The sequence below is a fragment of the Legionella oakridgensis ATCC 33761 = DSM 21215 genome (assembly GCF_000512355.1).
Lineage (GTDB): Bacteria > Pseudomonadota > Gammaproteobacteria > Legionellales > Legionellaceae > Legionella_A > Legionella_A oakridgensis.
In genome coordinates this window covers 1318542-1336046 of sequence record NZ_CP004006.1, presented here as the reverse complement: position 1 = coordinate 1336046, position 17505 = coordinate 1318542, and the positions used below count along the sequence as shown (strand labels likewise).

Here is a 17505-nt window from a genome sequence, read left to right as displayed (position 1 = left end):
CTTCAACTACGAATAACTTCACCGTATTGGACAGGGGCAAGAACACCTGCAGGAAATGCTGCTGTTATCGTTTTATTACAGCACTCGCAATATTTTACTTCAGCCTGATGTTCCGTGACTTCAATTTTGGGTGGTGGAATATCAAAAACCTGGCGCTTCACAATTCCAATCACCGGCGTTGAAACTAATGAACCATAACAATCCGGGCATGTTAGCAATACATGGTTTTTGACAATATCTGGTGATTTAATCTGTTTTAACGTTTCGCCCTTGTGGCCTTTTGGGCCACCACTGTTACGTTTCCCATTTTCACGTAGTGATGTCGTACGGCATAGTTTGCCTAACCCGTCACTTGACGGGGGGCTTTGAGCTGTTGCTGCTATTCTTGTTCAGTCGTTTTTCCAGCTCTGCTATTCGTGCAGCTTGCTGTTCTACGATTTTTTCCAGTTCAGCAATCTTTGCCAAAAGCGTTGTGATGATTTGTTCATGGTCTTTCATGCAGCTATTTGATCATAACCGCATAATTTTTCAAGTGTTTTTTACATTAATTTAATACCTGCCAGTTGCTGGATATCCCTCGCTGCACTCGGGATGACGTGGGGAGTTACTCTTATTCATTATATATAAACTAATAATTCATGATAGGCTAATTTCTAGCATGAAACCTTGTAAAAATATCGAATCCTGATGTTTACCCTTCACTGCGCTCAGGATGACGATAATGTGCGCAACAATGGTGTTGAATTAACTTAAAATGGCCTGAAAGCTTCATATAAATCCGTACATCACAAAACATTTGTCCTCTATAGAGTAGAAAATTATAAAATAATGCATTCTTTATAAGCATAAGCGTAATTTTATTTTTAAAAAATCCTAAAGATTCCTCAAGTGCAGACGATAACCAGGAAGGATACTATTGAGGAGGATGCAATGAACCAAATTGATGATTTGAACACCCTAAAAAACATGGATGCCAAGTCGCCCCGTCAAATGCTCGATGCTTTTATGCAATCCTTAAGCTTTGATGATACTGTTAAACAAATCGCTGCATTGAAGGCGATGATTTTTAATGTTCCAGACATCAATCAGGCAAAAATTCAATTCATTAAAGAAGAAATAGCGGCTGGCAGATATCAAATCCAAAGCACAAGAATTGCCCAAAAATTAACAGAATACAATCAAAGCATGAAAGAACCTGAAATTGCCTAATTTTAAGACAAAACTTATTTTAAATGTCTTGGCATTTGTTAGGAAACATCTTGCGAAATACTGGGATTTTTCAAATCCTAAAGTGAAACGCCAGAGAATCATCGTCTTAAATTTGTCCGGAGTAGCAAACCTACTTCCGGACTATGATTATTTTGGTTGCATACGTAGCGCCCCGTCCAAACGGATAACTTCTCCATTGAGCATGCTGTTTTCAATAATATGCAGCACAAGCGCTGCATATTCTTCCGGTTTTCCTAATCGCTTGGGAAATGGTACCGTGTCAGCAAGACTTTGCTGAACCTCTTGGGGCATATTTAAAAGCATGGGAGTCGCAATCAAACCAGGGGCAATCGTATTTACCCGGATACCAAATTGAGCCAACTCACGCGCTGCGGGTAAAGTCATCGCTACAACGCCTCCTTTGGAGGCGCTGTAAGCTATTTGTCCTATTTGACCTTCATAAGCAGCAATGGAAGCGGTATTAATGATAACCCCGCGCTCGGCTGAATCACCAATAACTTCCAGCTCTGTCATGGCAGCAGCAACCACTCTCATGACATTAAAAGTTCCTATCAAGTTGACATCAATGACCTTCTTAAACTCGTCCAAAGGCATAGCGCCCGCTTTTCCTACCATGCGTTTAGCTGGCGCAACTCCCGCACAGTTTATACATATTCTGGGAATTCCAACTCGGGTGATGGTCTCGTGCAATGCCCGTTCTACAGCCTGTTCAGAACTCACATCACAAAAAATAATATCGTCATCCATGTCTTTGGTCTGTTGATCCCAAATGGCCACGCGGACACCACGCTGCCTTAACAGTTGAGCACACGCTCTCCCCATCCCGGAAGCCCCACCGGTGACGACTGCGATTTGATCATCAAGATTCATGTAACGTCTCCCTGCTGCGTTAGCGTAAAAAGGTTTGACTTAATGCTTTAAATTGTGCTGTACCTGCGTGCCTTACCCATTCAAAAAATACCATTTCCGCCGTAACTAAATGAATGCCATTTGCCTTCATGCGCTTAAGCCCATATTTATGATCAATGTCATATCGACTGCTTACGGCATCAGCCACCACAAAAACGTCTATGCCAGCCTCCTTCATTTCCATAGCCGTTTGCAATACGCAAACGTGGGTTTCGATACCGGCGATAACCACTTGTTTTTTATTGATTTCCTGCCAACAATGAACAAATGCTTCTTCTCTATAACTGGAAAAATAAACTTTATCAATACACTTTCCAGCAGATGCCAATTCTTTTAATGCTGTAACTGTATGACCTAACCCCCGGGGGTATTGTTCACTAATTAAGAGAGGAACATGAAGCTCATGAGCCAATCGCATTAGCCATTGACAACGAGCAACCAAAGCATCCGGTTTTATAACGTAAGGAGTTAATTTTTCTTGCACATCCACTAACAACAAACAAGATTCCTCTTTTTTCAACAACATATTCTCCTCCTTAAGGCATCTTTTTCAAAGATGCATCGCATTTGTCTTTCATTCTCTAAAAGATAGCAAACAATGCCGCTGTTAAATACTGTCCTTCCGGAAAAGCCGTTAAAGTCGGATGACAGCTTGCAGGCCCATAAACCCCAAGCGTTCTGATTGTTTTGCCAACTGCCATCGCCTGCTGACTAACCAGCTCGGTAAATTCACTGGTGCTTAAAGCCGAAGAACAGTTACAAGTCAGCAATAAAGAACCTGATCGCATCGCTTTTATTGTTTCCTTGTGCAAATAGCGATAATAATTTTTTGCACGCTGCAAATGTTGTCTTGAAGGCACGAGTTTAGGTGGGTCAAGGATAACCAAATCATACTCCCCTGCTTTTGCTAAATAATCACGGGCATCTGCTTTAATAAATTCAATATTATCAATATGATTTAATTGAGCATTGCGTCGAGCAAGTATAATAGCTTGCTCCGAACTATCCACCGCTGTTACAGCAACGGCTCCTCCTTTCGCAGCATGTAAAGCAAATCCCCCGGTGTAAGTATACAAATCCAGAACTCGTTTACCTTGCGCAAGAGCAGAAATACGCTGATGGTTTTCACGTTGATCGAGAAAAAGCCCTGTTTTTTGGGTGTTAGAGAAATCAACCTGAAAACGTATCCCCGCCTCCATGATTTGTTCACTGTCTGATATGCTTTCCTGAACAGCACTCTCCCAACCATCTTGTGCAAGCGCTTTTATTTGGGGCAACCAGATGATTCGGTCTTTAGGACAAATCCCTTGAATTCCTGCGCAAATGCTTTCCTTATTTGCTTCTACCCAATAGGCTGAACTGGAGACAACACACACGTCATTAAAACGGTCAATGGTAAGACCGGATAAACCATCAGCCTCGCTGTTGAAAAGCCGATAAGCATTGGTTAAAACGTTCGGCAGCCCAAGATTTCGCCGTAATGACGCAGCCTGACGTAAACGCTGCAAAACAATCTCAACAATGGATTCATGATGAATGCTTTCAAACGCTCGTGTTAATATACGGACTCGGTAAAGTGAATGTTCATTATAAATTCCTGTTGCCAAATACTCACTCTCATCACTACATACATCCACCAATTGACCCGTTTCAGGGTTTCCGGCCTGTCTTTTAATGGCTTTGGGGAAAATCCAGGGATGTCCTCGATGCAACGCCGATTGTTTGGCAGGATGGAGATAAACGGTTGGTTTCTTCACTATTTTCATCCTTATAAAAGTCGGTTAATCTACACCACGGATGTTTGATGCTCAAGTGAGTAAAAGTTTTAGTGTTCATTTAAGGGGTTATCATGCAAAAAATAGTCGGATCGATATGCCTGGCTGCGTGCTTTGTGATTTGCGATTTAGCTTATGGCGATCCTTGGTTTACTGGTCCTTTACTGGCTCCGTCAGGAAAAACAATTCCCCGTGGACATGTCAATCTTGAAACCTATGGTTTTTATACTGAAAATTCTGGTATGTTTGACCGCCACTGGAAATTAATTGAAGGCCCCGCCTCTCAAAATATTCAAATCAACCCCTTATTCTCCTATGGGTTAACCGATTTCATGGACCTGCAATTTAGCCTGCCTTACGTCATTAATCGCAGTCAAGGACAAACAGGAAGGCACATTGGTGATACTGCCGCAAGCCTGGGCTTGCAAGTCCTTAAACAAAATCAATCCTGGTGGCGTCCTGACCTTCGTGTTTCTTTACAACAAGTTTTCCCAACAGGACGATATGAAGAATTTAATCCCATAAACCAAGGTACAGCAGCAACAGGCATTGGCAGTTATCAGACAGCACTGGGATTTAATTTTCAACATTTAAACGTAATTGGCCAAACTCATTATTTCCGCCAGCGCCTCAGTTTGACTTACTTATATGCTGCATCAGTAAATATTAGAGGGCATAATAGTTACGGCGGTAACATGGATACCAAAGGCTCAATTAAACCAGGAAATCTATCGAGTGTTGATTTAGCCGGTGAACTAAGTATCACCCAAAACTGGGTGGCTGTTATGGAAGCTTATTATTTTATCCGAGGAGCTTCTAAATTTCAGGGTAATCCAGGCTTTAATACCCAAGGATTACCTCTGACGATTGGACACGCAACCATTGCGGAACTTAGTTTAGCCCCAGCCATTGAATATAATTTTTCCGCCAACTACGGCATCATTGCTGGAGTTTGGTTTTCAAGTCGTGGCAAAGATGCTCCAGATTTCATGTCTACGGTCGTTGCTTTTAACGCCTTTTGGTAATGATCTCTCCTGACATTTTTATGTTTTGCATGTCAGGAGATTACCTCAAGTTGTGTCTTGATTAAGCCGTAAATTCAAATCGCCACCCCTGCTAATTCATGGTAGCATCAACATTTTTCATGAGGGATTAAGAATGTGGTTTAGTAATGCCTTAATATTTCAGTATGATTTTGACAAACCTTTTGATTTAACAACTGCTTTAGCCAATGAATCCCTAAAGCCATGCCCACCTCATGCACGCTTTATTTATGGTTGGCTACCCGCCCATGCCGATGAGTTGGTTCAGGAAGTTGCAGGATCCATGCTCATTTGCCTTGGAAAAGAAGAACGACTATTGCCAAGAAGCGTTATCCATAAGATGCTTGCTGAACGGGTTCAAACCTGGGAATCTCAGCAAGGCAGAACCATGAAGCGTGCAGAAAAAGCGCAACTCGCAGAAGAGCTGGAATTTGAATTGCTTCCCAAATCTTTCTGTTTACAAAAGCGAATGTTTGCTTTATTGGATACCGTCAGCAAACGATTAATCATCAATACAGCAAGTAATAACCAGGCAGCACAACTCACTGCTCTTTTACGTAAATCCCTTCCTGGCATCAGTATCGAACCTTTACAATATAGTGAAAATTTATCTCATCATTTTGCCGAATGGATAAATCATCCAACGACTTTATCTTCCGCCTTTCAATTAGCCTCAGATTGCCTTTTATTCTCACCGGATGACGAAAAAAAGCGTTTTAATTGCAAAGGATATGAATTGCCTGCGGAAGAAATTTTAACCCTCTTATCGCAAGGATTAGCACCTGCTGAAATTTCGTTAATCTGGAATGAGCGCATTCAGTTTACTTTAACTCATGATTTTACTTTAAAACGCATCAAATGCCTGGATTATTTGCTGGATGAATTTAATGAAATTGGCCAACTTGAAGAAGACTATCAGCAACAAGATGCAGCATTAACACTACTTGCCGGTGAATTAAGATCATTGATTAATGATTTACTGGAGGTATCCAAACAACCTCAACCAATCGAACCACACTCATCTGTAAAACATCCTGAGTTAGAACTTACTATTTAGTTTATCTTTTTTTCCATTTCTACTTGCCATAGCCTTTCCTAAGCTTGCCCTTAAAGGGGCAAGCTTATTTAATTAAAACCTTCAACGCTCATTAAAAATAACTTCCTATAAGTTGAATATACATTTAATAAAATGAAATTATATTCAATTTAACTTGACATGCAATCAACAAACCATTAAATTCCAAAAATGAATAAAAATTGGATTTAAAACCAAATGCAACGATTTATACTTATTTTTTTGTGTTCATTGTTACTTACAATTTCTGGATGTTATAAAGAAAAAAACAAATCAAACGAACTGCGTTTTTCCACCGCTGCTGAGTATCCACCATTTGAATATATTGAGCATGGAAACATGAAAGGATTTGATATTGATTTGGCACAGTTGATAGCCAAAGAATTAGGTAAAAAAGCCATATTCGATGATTTGCAATTTAGCACGGTATTAACTGCAGTGGCATCAGGACAAGACGATGCCGCGATTGCCACCATCACCATCACAAACGATCGCAAGAAAAATTTTGATTTTAGTCGCCCCTATTATTTTGAAAGCATGGTAGCCGTTTTTAAGCACCAAGCCCCTATTAAAAATCAACAGCAGCTTGCTGGAAAAAAGTAGCCGCGCAATTAGGTAGTGTCATGGATATATGGCTGCATCAACATATTGCAAGCGCTGATATCATTACTTTTGATAGCAATAATCAAGCCATAGAAGCCTTAATGAGTGGCCATGTGGATGCTGTCGTAGTGGATGGGGCTCAAGGACGGGCATTCAGTCAAAAATACCCGGAATTATCTTATCACGTTCTTGCCAAAGCAGACGATGGATATGGCATTGCTCTGCAAAAAAACTCTCCGTTGACCAAGCAAATCAATCAAGCACTAGCTAACTTAATAAAGCGTGGGGACATTAGCAAGCTCAAGAAAAAATGGCTGGAGGATAACTCATGGATGAATTAAATCAAAGCCTCTTGTTTATTGGTAAGGGAATTGGATTAACGCTGCAATTATTAACCGGCAGTATTACGATTGGCTTAATACTCGGTATTTTATGGGCTATCTGCCGCTATCAAGGGTTGGCGGTTCCATTGATTAATCGTTTTATTTCCATTATGAGAGGAACCCCTTTAATTCTACAATTAAGTCTGGTTTATTTTTCCACTCCGGCCATTTTAGGAGTTAAACCCAGCATTTTGGTTGCTGGCATTATTACCTACGGTTTAAACAGTTCTGCTTATTTGGCGGAGATTTTACGGGCGGGAATTGAAAGTTTGCCGAAAGGACAATTTGAAGCAGCGAAAACATTGCACATTCCTACCTTTTATGTGTGGAAAGACATTATTTTACCTCAAGTATTGAAAAATATTTTTCCAGCGCTGGTGAATGAATTGATTTCCTTACTAAAAGAAACAGCCTTAATTTCCACCATTGGCGGCATGGATTTAATGCGCCATGCGCAAGCATTGGCAGCAGAACAATTTACTTATTTTTTACCGCTGACCATCGCTGGAGCCTATTATTATGGGCTGGTTTTATTGATTGAAACCGCAGGAAAACGAATTGAAAAAAGAGGCCAATATGTTGCAAATTATTGATGCCAGTAAACAATTTGGCAAGACCATGGTGTTGAATCGACTGAATTTAACAATTGCAGAAAACAGCATTGTGGGCTTGGCTGGACCATCTGGAAGTGGTAAATCAACACTGCTGCGCTGCATACAACACTTAGAATTACTGGATTCAGGAACAATTCAATTTACAGGTCAAAGTGGCTTTATATTTCAGGACTTTCAACTGTTTCCACATATGACCGTTCTTAAAAATATGGTGTATGCGCCAACACGACACAATAAACACGGTCATCATATTGAAAAAGCAATGGATTTACTGACAACCCTGGAACTTGCGGACAAAGCGCAGGTTTATCCACAGCAATTATCAGGAGGGCAAAAACAACGAGTGGCGTTAGCGAGAAGCTTAATGATGCAACCGGATTTGCTGCTTTGTGACGAACCAACTTCCGGGCTGGATATGGCCAGCATTGGCAGCGTTATCACTTTATTAAACACTGCAAAATCCATGCAAAAGACGATGATTATTGCTTCTCATGATTTGGAATTTCTTACACAAATTGCCGATCGAATCATTCTATTAAAAGAAGGACATCTAGCTGCCGACATCCAACCAATGACATTGGTTGATCCAATATCTCATTTAAAACAATATTATCAGCTACAGTCGGAAGGGACCTAATTCTGTCACTGGAAACACGGTCTTTTTAATGTTTCTGTCATATCCATCATCCATGAAAAAATTTAAAAAACTTAAATAAAAAAATCTTTATTCTTAGTAATAAATAAATTTTCTTTAAATAAACGTGCATTAAAAACATAACGTCTATGTTTTTTATATTTTTATTTTTTCTTTTGATTCATTACTGCAGAAAAATAAAATTTTTTCTGGAAAAATTGAAAATGTAGACTAATTTTAATTGACCAGATGCGTCTCATATCTGCAATAAACTAACCCGGTTGTGAAATCTCAAGATGTGGTAGGAACTTATGTTAAAAGTACTAAAGGAGAAGATTTAGGGAAAGTTTAGGAAGTAATCCTTGATAAATTGCAAGGGTGTGTGTCTTATGTGATTTTTAGAGATGGGAGACAAGTTGTTTGCGATGCCTTGGGATGTTCTTAAAAATCCATAATTATTACGGCACACATCCCCATACGCTTCACCACTAGAAAGATGCTTCTAGAGTATTAAGCAATGAGTAAAAGACTTAAGGCAGGGTCGAAAACTTCGACCCTATTCTCCCACCTCTTATCACGCAGAATTTTTGATTTCCTCGGGATTGCTATGATAAGTTGCCTGATATACCCGCATGGCATCATCGGCTGCCTTTTTTAATCCCAAAGCCATGTTGGCATGGTAAACCAAAGATAAGGCAGGTTTAGCGCTCGGAGCCTGAGGATACGTTTTAATCAAATAATTGGCTCGCTCTGCTGCGGCAACATACATCTGACGAATGTAATAATAATTAGCAATATTTAATTCTCGCTGAGCGAAAAGATTTCGAAGATAAATCATGCGTTGTAAGGCATTTGCCTTATATTGACTATCTGGAAACTTCTGAATCAACGTCGCAAAATCAGAAAATGCCTGAGATTGTGTGCCAGGATCACGCCAGGATTCATCAATAGGGAAAATATTTGCCAAAGTACCCCGCGTTTGCTGGAAGTTAGCCAACCCTTTCATGTAGTAAGCGTAATCCACCCGTTTAGCCCGTGGGTAAAGATGGATAAAACGTTCAGCCGTTGCAGCAGCAGACGGGTAATCCCCTTTTTTATAATAAGCGTATATTAAATCCAGTTCAGCTTGTTCGGCATAATCATTAAATGGATACATTGTTTCCAACGCTTCCAAACGTTTAATTGCGCTTTCGTACTCTTCTTTAGCTAATGCTTGCTTGGATTCAGTATACAATTGCTGGGCTGACATATCTTTAAATGGCCCTTGGTCATCCTCATCGCTGCCCCATTTTGCACAAGCCGTTATTGATAACAGGAAAAAGATCACAACCAGCATTTTAATTTGTTTCATAAAAAATACCTTAAAACCATACCAGAACGATGAGCATCCATGTATATCAGACAAGAAAAGTACCTGAATGGTGCACAACGCGACATTCAGAAATCATAAGTCAATTGACGGACACCAAGAATATTTAGCCATAATCACTTCGGCACATTATAACCATTACAAATCATTTTTAAAAATGATTGCAAACAACATTCTGTTACGATAGTATTTGCAACCGGAGAGATGGCAGAGCGGTCGATTGCGGCGGTCTTGAAAACCGTTGAAGGGCAACCTTCCCAGGGTTCGAATCCCTGTCTCTCCGCCAACTAACCTTCCATTTAAATGATCTCACCTGCATGTTTAAACACACCATCAATTGTTATGAGCGTTTCTAAGAGCGATTTCATTTTTGCTAAAGGCCAACTGTTCGGACCATCACTCAAGGCCTTATCCGGATCAGGATGGGTTTCCATAAAAATGCCAGCCACACCGGCAGCAACCGCTGCGCGGGCTAAGACAGGGATAAATTCACGCTGCCCGCCTGAAACACCATGACCACCACCTGGTAATTGCACTGAATGCGTCGCATCATAAACTACAGGACACTCTGTTTCGCGCATGATTTTTAAAGAACGCATATCAGATATCAAATTGTTATAACCAAAACTCACCCCGCGCTCGCACACCATAATATGTTCGTTGCCACAGGCTTTTGCTTTGGTAACCACATGCTTCATCTCCCAGGGAGACAAAAATTGTCCTTTTTTAATATTGACCGGTTTATTCATTGCAGAAACTTTTTGAATAAAATTAGTTTGTCTACAGAGAAACGCTGGTGTCTGAAGTACATCAACCACACTGGATACTTCGAGCAATGGTGTATCCTCATGAACATCCGTCAACACCGGCACTCCAATTTGATTTTTTACCTTTTCAAGAATCATTAAACCTTTTTCAAATCCAGGCCCGCGATAACTGCTAACGGACGAACGATTGGCTTTATCAAAGGATGATTTGTAAATGAAGGGTAATGACAATTGCGCGCACATTTCCTTAAGATAACCGGCTGTTTCTAAAGCAAGCGCCTCACTTTCAATAACACAAGGGCCTGCAATTAAAAATAAAGGAGAATCAATGCCTACTTCAAAACCACATAATTTCATGCTTAAACCTCCTTTTTTTGATGGTAATCACGTGCCGCAAGCACAAATGATTTAAACAAAGGATGACTGTCTCGAGGAGTCGATGTAAACTCAGGATGAAACTGACAGGCAAGAAACCAAGGGTGATCGGCAAGTTCTATCATTTCAACCAAATTTTCATCCCCTGAACGTCCGGAAATGATCAACCCGTGCTGCACGAGCGAGTCAACAAATAAATTATTGACTTCATATCGATGCCTATGGCGTTCAATGATTTGTGCTTTTCCATAGGCTTTCCTGGCTAATGAATCTTCCACTAAATTACAAAACTGAGCACCTAGACGCATCGTACCACCTAAATCACTATTTTCATTTCTGGTATGAATGCGACCATCAGCTTCCATCCATTCACTAATCAAAGCAATGACCGGATAAGGGGTATGTTTATCAAATTCAGTTGAGTTAGCCTTTAATAAGCCTGCAATATGGCGCGCATATTCAATCACCGCCACTTGCATGCCAAGACAAATACCAAGGAAAGGAATGTTATTTTCTCGAGCAAATTGCACCGAGTGTATTTTGCCTTCAACACCTCGCTCGCCAAACCCTCCAGGAATTAATATGGCATCAAGACCTGATAACAATGAAGTACCGTGCTTTTCAATTAATTCCGCATCAATATATACAATTTCAACACGGGTTTGCGTATGGATACCGGCATGCAGCAATGCTTCATTTAAAGACTTATAGGCATCATTCAATTCGGTGTATTTACCCACCATGGCGATCTTAACCGTCATGGACTGTTTAGCTTGAGCATCAATAACTTTTTGCCATTCTGAAAGATCCGCTTCTGGAACATCCAAACCCAATTTTTTACAACGATTTCATCTAATCCTTGTTCATGCAAAATCATTGGTATTTGATAGATACTTTTTGCATCTTGCAACGGAATGACACCATCTTTTTCCACATTGGTAAATAAGGCTATCTTTGCTCGATCATGCATGGATAAAGGCTGCTCCGAGCGACATATCAGAATATCGGGTTGAATTCCTATGGAACGCAATTCTTTCACAGAGTGCTGTGTTGGTTTGGTTTTGGTTTCACCTGATGTTGGAATATAGGGAACTAACGTCAAATGAATAAATAATGAACGCTGGCTTCCCAGTTCAATGCGCATTTGACGGATCGCTTCAAGAAAGGGCAAAGACTCGATATCACCAACCGTTCCACCAATTTCCACCATCGCAACATCAAAACCATCTGCTCCCAGTTTAATGCAACGCTTTATCTCATTGGTAATATGAGGAATCACTTGGACCGTACCGCCAAGATAATCACCCCGGCGCTCTTTTTTAATTACGTTTTCGTATATTTTTCCAGAAGTAAAATTATTCAGTTTAGTCATGGTAGTACGAACAAAACGCTCATAATGCCCAAGATCAAGATCAGTTTCCGCCCCGTCTTGAGTTACGAAAACTTCACCATGTTGAAAAGGGCTCATGGTGCCTGGATCAACATTAATGTATGGGTCAAGCTTGATGAGAGTCACTTTGAGATTGCGTGCTTCCAGAATGGCAGCAAGTGAGGCAGCGGCAATTCCTTTCCCCAAAGAAGAAACCACCCCGCCGGTAACGAAAATATAACGTGTCATAAAAAAAATCCCGTTGTCATGCGTAATCCGCTGCATAAGCGGAACGATAAAATGCATATAAACGGGTGCTTATTTTACCAAATAAAGAATATAAATAACACCAGGAGATACGCGCTTATGTTGATTTCTACTCAACTAACTGTTGTAGCACAGAATACATTGTTATTGCTGCATCAGCGGCATCCATACCTTTATGCCCGTGATTTCCTCCAAGGCGATCCCAAGCTTGTGCTTCGTTTTCAGTGGTGAGCACGCCAAATATTACTGGAATATTTTGCTGCAAAGCAACCTGCTGACAACCATGACTGACCTGTTGGCAAACATAATCATAATGGGTTGTTTCCCCACGAATAACCGCACCTAATGCAATAATGACTTTCCCTTGCTTGTGTTTCGCTAACTGCTGAGCCACAAGAGGAATTTCGACAGCTCCAGGCACTTCAACCACCGTAATATCCTCTTTTTGAAACCACGCTCCAAAAGCCGTTTTACGGCACCCTGCATGAGTTCATGAGTAATGTCTTGATTAAAATAACTAACCACAATGGCAATAGGAAAAGATTGTCCTTGCTCATTTAAGATACCTTTAATATACCTCACGTCTACTCCTTTTTATCGATATTGCTAGCGATTGCAAATCTATTCAACCATTAAAAAATGGCCAAGTTTTTCTTTTTTGGTTTTTAAATAAGCTCGATTTTCACTGGTTGGCTTAATATCAAGGGGAATACGTTCACTGACTTTAATGCCATAATTGGCAATGGACTCTACTTTCGCCGGATTATTGGTCAGTAACCTTAAGACATCGATGCCAAGGTACTTCAAGATTTGAAATGCAATGGCGTAATTACGATTATCAACGGGCAAACCCAACTGTAAATTCGCTTCTACGGTGTCAAAACCCTTTTCCTGCAATGCATAAGCTTTTAATTTATTTGCCAGGCCTATTCCTCTGCCTTCTTGTCGCAGATAAATCAAAACACCGCCTTCAGCCGCAATCAATGCCAATGATTGCTGTAATTGAGAGCCACAATCGCATTTACAAGAACCAAATACATCTCCGGTAATACACTCCGAATGAATACGCACTAAAGGAACCTGATTACTAAACAAAGGAGCTTTAATCAAGGCAAAATGCTCGGCATCATCAAGCCAGTTTTCAAAAACAGTCATGGTAAAATCGCCATGTTTATGCAGTGGAACCCGACTGGTTGCAACGGCTTTGACCAATTGCTCATGACGAATGCGATATTGAATTAAATCTTTAATCGTGATCATGGGTATGTCATGTTTTTGAGAAAACACAGCCAACTCATCTCGCCGACTCATGGTTCCATCGTCATTGATGATTTCGCAAATAACGGCAGCCGGCGTAAGACCTGCCAATTTCATTAAATCGACGCTGCCCTCCGTTTGGCCTGCCCGCTCCAAAACACCTCGTGCACGCGCACGCAAAGGGAAAACATGTCCAGGTGAAATAATATCTTCCGGGCCACTGTTTGGGTCAATAGCAACTTGAATGGTGCGTGCGCGATCTTTGGCAGAAATGCCAGTGGATACACCGTCAGCAGCTTCGATGGACACCGTAAATGCAGTACCAAATGGGGAGCGATTATTTTGAGCCATCATCGGCAGATTTAGCTTATCGACCAATTCATCTGCCATGGGCAAGCAAATCAAACCACGTCCATATCGAGACATAAAATTAATGGCCTCATCAGAAACATAATTGGCAGCAATTACAAGATCGCCCTCGTTTTCACGATGTTCATCATCCACTAAAATCACCATGCGACCATTTTGAAGCTCGGAAATCGCCTGGCCAATAGTGGCAAAAGGATTTGTCATATTTTAAAACCTCATATAAGTAACGTCAGTTTGATATAAAACGCTATAATATATGCTCACAATATCGCAGATGATTGAGTTAATAAACTTAATTGATGAGCAACAACGCGGGTCAAATAATCAAACTCTACATTCAAATAGTCACCTACACATCGTTTTGCCAACGTTGTGTTCGCAAGAGTATGTGGTACCAATAACACACTCACGCCCCGATTTTCTATGGCATTAATAGTCAAACTGACACCGTCCAGAGTAATACTGCCTTTGGGCAATAAAAATCGCATCTCCTCCGGCTTAAATTCGCCAACGTTCATTTCGATGTATTCACCAATATTAGTGACTGCATTCAAATGAATGGTTCTATCCACATGACCACTGACGTAATGCCCCCCAAAACGTGCGGTGGCGGTCATAGCGCGCTCAAGATTAACTGCATCTCCAACACGAAGGGCGCCAAGCGTTGTTCGTGCAAGCGTTTCCGGAGAAACGTCAAAAGCAAGATGAGATTTAAACTTAGGTAATAAAGTCAAACAAACCCCATTCACAGCAATGCTTTCACCCTCTTGCAAGTGTTCAAAAGGAGCGTCAATTAATAACCGCTGGCCAGTTACATTCGTTAAATTAGCAACCACTGCGCCCTGCTGTTCAATCAAGCCGGTAAACACATCCCCTCCTCACGCTGCCATTCGAGCGATACTATCATATTATCTCCCATTGGTTGCCATGTTACCGTTTTTGCGCGTGTGAAAATATCTTCATTAGGATAACCAGTGGTTGCGCTTTCCCCTAATAGACTGGGCACAATATAAATATAACTTCGCTGAACAAGACCCAATCGATGCAATGCACTGAACAAGCGCCCCCCGGCCTCGACCCAGACATCATGATACCCTATTTCACCCAAATGCTTGATAACGGCCATTAAATCAATTTCATCATGTTGAGTTGGTATGCCATAATAAGAGCTATTAGGACAATGTTTATTGATTTGATGATGTTTATTGTAATAAATGTGACATTGTTTCGCTGCAGCAAACAGTTTAGCCTTTGGATTTAAAATGCCTTTGCCATCAATAATCGCAATCGGTTTACTGATGTGCCCATCAGACAAACGCACATTCAATAAAGGATCATCCTGATTAATAGTGCGAGCAGTAGTCAGAATAACATCACTTTGCAAACGTTTCTGATGAGTAAATTCGGAACATAGGGAATTTGACAGCAAAACTCGTTTACCTTCCTTACCCGCGATTTTACCGTCAAGGGTTTGAGCAATTTTCGCAGTCACCCACGGCAACCCTGTGACCATCCACCGATGATAGCTTAAATAAAATTCATCAATTTCAGGCAAAGGATAATGGATAACCTCTATATTTTTCTCTTGTAAGCGTTTGGGTGTTTCATTCGCCGCAACAATTGGATTAGGGTCTGAATATCCATAAACAACCCGTTTAACGCCATAATTTATAATGGCATCCACACAAGGTGGCGTTCGCCCCCAATGATTACACGGTTCCAACGTTACATACAATGTAATATCGGTAAGATTTGCAGGCAACTGGTTTAATAATAATTGTTCAGCATGTGGCGTTCCTGCACCATGATGACGTGCTTGTGCTATAATGGTCCCATTTTGTACTGCAACGGCTCCCACGCTGGGATTAGGGGCACAAAACCCGCGTCCATGAAGCGCTTGCTCGAGAGCTGCAAGCAGAAACTGTTTATGCATAGTTAAAAACCCTTAAAATGGGCATGTATGATAACAAATTATTCAATTTTTGAGTAGACTCATGACCTTGTCGAAAAAGGCCCAGCAATTTACAATGGTTTTTAAAAAAATACGCATATTTATGGCAAAATTGAATCGATGTTTTATTTTTTTCTGAGCCTATTATTTATTTACCAGACAACCTGGGCAACCTACTCTCCTTATTCAACAACAGAATTGGAAGAATTGGAAAAGGAGTTCATTCAGCAAATTAACGAATCTGACAGTGTATTACGCAACCCTTTAGCTAACCAATACATCAACCACTTGGGTAAAACCCTGGCACGTAGCTCCCAATTGCCCATTCCTTATTTTTTTATTGTTAAATCGAATGAAATCAATGCATTTGCCGGGCCAGGCGGTTATATCGGGATAAATTCACAACTTATTCTTGCCACTGAAAATGAAAGTGAACTTGCCGCTGTCATGGCCCATGAAATAGCGCACGTACGCCTCCACCATCTATATCGCCTTATTCAACACCAAGAACAAATGCGCATCCCTATGCTCGCCTCCATTTTAGCCGCGGCAGCTCTTGGCATTGTGAATCCCACGCTCGGCAGCGGAGCACTGATGGCTTCTCTTACGGGGATTGCTCAGGATAATATTAATTTTACGCGCGCTAATGAAAAAGAAGCCGATAGAATTGGCATTGGCATGCTTATAAAATCAGGACTTGATCCCCGAGGTATGGCAGGATTTTTTAAAAAAATGCAGCAAAATTCACGTTATTATTATACAGCCAATATTCCGGCTATTTTACGTACCCACCCGTTAGATGACGACCGAATCGCTGAAGCAGAAAACCGCAGCCTGCCTTTGGCCAAAAAGCATTACGCCGATAATAGCATGGATTACCGCTTATTTAAGGAGTTAGTCAGAACCTCTGTCGCCGGAGACAATAAGCAATTACTGGATTACTATCAACAGCAATGTCAAAAAAATAACACAGAAAAAGCCTGTCAATATGGAAATGCTCTAGCCCTCCTGAATATCAATCAATACGAAAAAGCCAAGGAAAATTAAATTCTTTGGTCAGCCGTGATCATGATAATTTATTTTTTGAAATTGCGATGGCTCAAGCCGAACTTGGCTGTCATCAGTACGCCGATGCGTTAACAAGACTCAGTGAATTACAAGCCAATTATCCCGATAATTACGCCGCACTCATAAGCTACGGGCAAGGTTTGCTAAACGCCAACAAGGCTGAACAAGCAGCAAGTCTTTTACTTAAAGGCAGCCGCGTGTTTAAGGAAGATTTACCACTTTGTCAGTTACTCGCTCAAGCACAAGCAGCCGCTCATCGCAAAGATTACGCCTATTTTACTCAAGCACAATGCGAATTAATGCAAGGCCATCGCCACAGTGCAATGAAGCAGTTAAAATTGGCTGAGAAGTTATCGACAAAAGACCATTTATTAAGCGCAAGAATTACTGCCAAAATTGAAGAAATCAAGTTTCTTAGCGAACAGTAAGCCCATATCAAAATAAAAA

At 40.9% G+C, this 17505-nt stretch carries 15 protein-coding genes, 1 tRNA gene and 4 pseudogenes; 8 read left to right on the top strand and 12 right to left on the bottom strand.

The window, feature by feature from the left end; genetic code table 11:
* Nucleotides 1–2: 2 nt before the first annotated feature.
* Both LOA_RS14695 and LOA_RS14690 read right to left on the bottom strand, forming a co-directional pair.
* Nucleotides 3–218 carry an IS66 family transposase zinc-finger binding domain-containing protein gene (locus LOA_RS14695; protein WP_274544659.1) on the bottom strand — a complete coding sequence of 72 codons (216 nt, stop codon included), beginning with the start codon at nucleotides 216–218 and terminating at the stop codon, nucleotides 3–5.
* A 130-nt stretch (nucleotides 219–348) separates the two neighbouring features.
* On the bottom strand, nucleotides 349–498 hold the full coding sequence (locus LOA_RS14690; RefSeq protein WP_158423016.1) for a DUF6444 domain-containing protein: 150 nt from the start codon (nucleotides 496–498) through the stop codon (nucleotides 349–351).
* A gap of 432 nt (nucleotides 499–930) precedes the next feature.
* Here LOA_RS14690 and flgM point away from each other — a divergent pair, with 432 nt between their 5' ends.
* The gene (flgM, locus tag LOA_RS06495; protein ID WP_025385631.1) at nucleotides 931–1209 is read left to right on the top strand and encodes a flagellar biosynthesis anti-sigma factor FlgM; all 279 of its coding nucleotides are present in this window, start codon (nucleotides 931–933) and stop codon (nucleotides 1207–1209) included.
* A 147-nt stretch (nucleotides 1210–1356) separates the two neighbouring features.
* On the opposite strand, the gene LOA_RS06490 is transcribed toward flgM, so the two are convergent.
* From LOA_RS06490 to LOA_RS06480, 3 genes are read right to left on the bottom strand one after another with little or no spacing between them, the layout of a single operon-like run.
* Entirely contained in the window at nucleotides 1357–2100 is a 744-nt protein-coding gene (locus tag LOA_RS06490; RefSeq protein WP_025385630.1) for an SDR family oxidoreductase, read from the bottom strand.
* Nucleotides 2101–2119: 19 nt separating this feature from the next.
* Complete coding sequence (locus LOA_RS06485; RefSeq protein ID WP_025385629.1) at nucleotides 2120–2665, bottom strand: hydrolase; 546 nt, start codon at nucleotides 2663–2665, stop codon at nucleotides 2120–2122.
* A gap of 55 nt (nucleotides 2666–2720) precedes the next feature.
* The gene (locus LOA_RS06480) at nucleotides 2721–3896 is read right to left on the bottom strand and encodes a class I SAM-dependent rRNA methyltransferase (RefSeq protein ID WP_025385628.1); all 1176 of its coding nucleotides are present in this window, start codon (nucleotides 3894–3896) and stop codon (nucleotides 2721–2723) included.
* Nucleotides 3897–3988: 92 nt separating this feature from the next.
* Here LOA_RS06480 and LOA_RS06475 point away from each other — a divergent pair, with 92 nt between their 5' ends.
* The 5 genes and pseudogenes from LOA_RS06475 to LOA_RS06455 all read left to right on the top strand — a co-directional run bounded on the left by LOA_RS06475 (nucleotide 3989) and on the right by LOA_RS06455 (nucleotide 8269).
* On the top strand, nucleotides 3989–4939 hold the full coding sequence (locus tag LOA_RS06475) for a hypothetical protein (protein WP_025385627.1): 951 nt from the start codon (nucleotides 3989–3991) through the stop codon (nucleotides 4937–4939).
* Between the two features lie 133 nt (nucleotides 4940–5072).
* Nucleotides 5073–6014 carry a recombination-associated protein RdgC gene (locus LOA_RS06470; protein WP_025385626.1) on the top strand — a complete coding sequence of 314 codons (942 nt, stop codon included), beginning with the start codon at nucleotides 5073–5075 and terminating at the stop codon, nucleotides 6012–6014.
* Between the two features lie 216 nt (nucleotides 6015–6230).
* Nucleotides 6231–6976, top strand: a pseudogene (locus LOA_RS06465) (substrate-binding periplasmic protein).
* Nucleotides 6964–7611, top strand: a complete 648-nt coding sequence (locus LOA_RS06460) for an amino acid ABC transporter permease (RefSeq protein ID WP_025385625.1) — start codon at nucleotides 6964–6966, stop codon at nucleotides 7609–7611. The pseudogene LOA_RS06465 and the gene LOA_RS06460 overlap by 13 nt, the downstream one beginning before the upstream one ends.
* Nucleotides 7595–8269 carry an amino acid ABC transporter ATP-binding protein gene (locus tag LOA_RS06455; RefSeq protein WP_025385624.1) on the top strand — a complete coding sequence of 225 codons (675 nt, stop codon included), beginning with the start codon at nucleotides 7595–7597 and terminating at the stop codon, nucleotides 8267–8269. Before LOA_RS06460 ends, LOA_RS06455 begins: the two co-directional genes overlap by 17 nt.
* A gap of 571 nt (nucleotides 8270–8840) precedes the next feature.
* Here the strand turns inward: LOA_RS06455 and LOA_RS06450 are convergent.
* Nucleotides 8841–9617 (bottom strand): outer membrane protein assembly factor BamD, encoded by a 777-nt coding sequence (locus LOA_RS06450; protein ID WP_025385623.1) that lies wholly within the window; start codon nucleotides 9615–9617, stop codon nucleotides 8841–8843.
* Between the two features lie 216 nt (nucleotides 9618–9833).
* Between LOA_RS06450 and LOA_RS06445 the strand changes: the two genes are divergently transcribed.
* Nucleotides 9834–9921, top strand: a tRNA-Ser gene (locus tag LOA_RS06445).
* 13 nt (nucleotides 9922–9934) lie between these two features.
* Here the strand turns inward: LOA_RS06445 and kdsA are convergent.
* From kdsA to ribD, 6 genes and pseudogenes are all read right to left on the bottom strand, one after another.
* Nucleotides 9935–10759, bottom strand: coding sequence for a 3-deoxy-8-phosphooctulonate synthase (gene kdsA, locus LOA_RS06440; protein WP_025385622.1), 825 nt, complete (start codon nucleotides 10757–10759; stop codon nucleotides 9935–9937).
* A 2-nt stretch (nucleotides 10760–10761) separates the two neighbouring features.
* A pseudogene (locus LOA_RS06435) lies at nucleotides 10762–12395 on the bottom strand (CTP synthase).
* Nucleotides 12396–12522: 127 nt separating this feature from the next.
* A pseudogene (gene ribH, locus LOA_RS06430) lies at nucleotides 12523–12995 on the bottom strand (6,7-dimethyl-8-ribityllumazine synthase).
* Nucleotides 12996–13034: 39 nt separating this feature from the next.
* Nucleotides 13035–14243, bottom strand: a complete 1209-nt coding sequence (locus tag LOA_RS06425) for a bifunctional 3,4-dihydroxy-2-butanone-4-phosphate synthase/GTP cyclohydrolase II (RefSeq protein ID WP_025385621.1) — start codon at nucleotides 14241–14243, stop codon at nucleotides 13035–13037.
* A 56-nt stretch (nucleotides 14244–14299) separates the two neighbouring features.
* The gene (locus LOA_RS06420) at nucleotides 14300–14908 is read right to left on the bottom strand and encodes a riboflavin synthase (RefSeq protein ID WP_025385620.1); all 609 of its coding nucleotides are present in this window, start codon (nucleotides 14906–14908) and stop codon (nucleotides 14300–14302) included.
* Nucleotides 14893–15972, bottom strand: coding sequence for a bifunctional diaminohydroxyphosphoribosylaminopyrimidine deaminase/5-amino-6-(5-phosphoribosylamino)uracil reductase RibD (ribD, locus tag LOA_RS06415; RefSeq protein ID WP_025385619.1), 1080 nt, complete (start codon nucleotides 15970–15972; stop codon nucleotides 14893–14895). The genes LOA_RS06420 and ribD overlap by 16 nt, the downstream gene beginning before the upstream one ends.
* 138 nt (nucleotides 15973–16110) lie before the next feature.
* Between ribD and LOA_RS06410 the strand changes: the two are divergent.
* Nucleotides 16111–17486: pseudogene (locus LOA_RS06410) on the top strand (M48 family metalloprotease).
* Nucleotides 17487–17505 lie beyond the last annotated feature (19 nt).

What these genes read in the sequence shown, in the direction of transcription:
- LOA_RS06485 (WP_025385629.1), bottom strand. Translation starts at nt 2,665, where the DNA reads ATGTTGTTGAAAAAAGAGGAATCTTGTTTGTTGTTAGTGGATGTGCAA.
- LOA_RS14690 (WP_158423016.1), bottom strand. Translation starts at nt 498, where the DNA reads ATGAAAGACCATGAACAAATCATCACAACGCTTTTGGCAAAGATTGCT.
- LOA_RS06490 (WP_025385630.1), bottom strand. Translation starts at nt 2,100, where the DNA reads ATGAATCTTGATGATCAAATCGCAGTCGTCACCGGTGGGGCTTCCGGG.
- flgM (WP_025385631.1), top strand. Translation starts at nt 931, where the DNA reads ATGAACCAAATTGATGATTTGAACACCCTAAAAAACATGGATGCCAAG.
- LOA_RS06450 (WP_025385623.1), bottom strand. Translation starts at nt 9,617, where the DNA reads ATGAAACAAATTAAAATGCTGGTTGTGATCTTTTTCCTGTTATCAATA.
- LOA_RS06475 (WP_025385627.1), top strand. Translation starts at nt 3,989, where the DNA reads ATGCAAAAAATAGTCGGATCGATATGCCTGGCTGCGTGCTTTGTGATT.
- LOA_RS06455 (WP_025385624.1), top strand. Translation starts at nt 7,595, where the DNA reads ATGTTGCAAATTATTGATGCCAGTAAACAATTTGGCAAGACCATGGTG.
- LOA_RS06425 (WP_025385621.1), bottom strand. Translation starts at nt 14,243, where the DNA reads ATGACAAATCCTTTTGCCACTATTGGCCAGGCGATTTCCGAGCTTCAA.
- kdsA (WP_025385622.1), bottom strand. Translation starts at nt 10,759, where the DNA reads ATGAAATTATGTGGTTTTGAAGTAGGCATTGATTCTCCTTTATTTTTA.
- LOA_RS06460 (WP_025385625.1), top strand. Translation starts at nt 6,964, where the DNA reads ATGGATGAATTAAATCAAAGCCTCTTGTTTATTGGTAAGGGAATTGGA.
- LOA_RS06470 (WP_025385626.1), top strand. Translation starts at nt 5,073, where the DNA reads ATGTGGTTTAGTAATGCCTTAATATTTCAGTATGATTTTGACAAACCT.
- ribD (WP_025385619.1), bottom strand. Translation starts at nt 15,972, where the DNA reads ATGCATAAACAGTTTCTGCTTGCAGCTCTCGAGCAAGCGCTTCATGGA.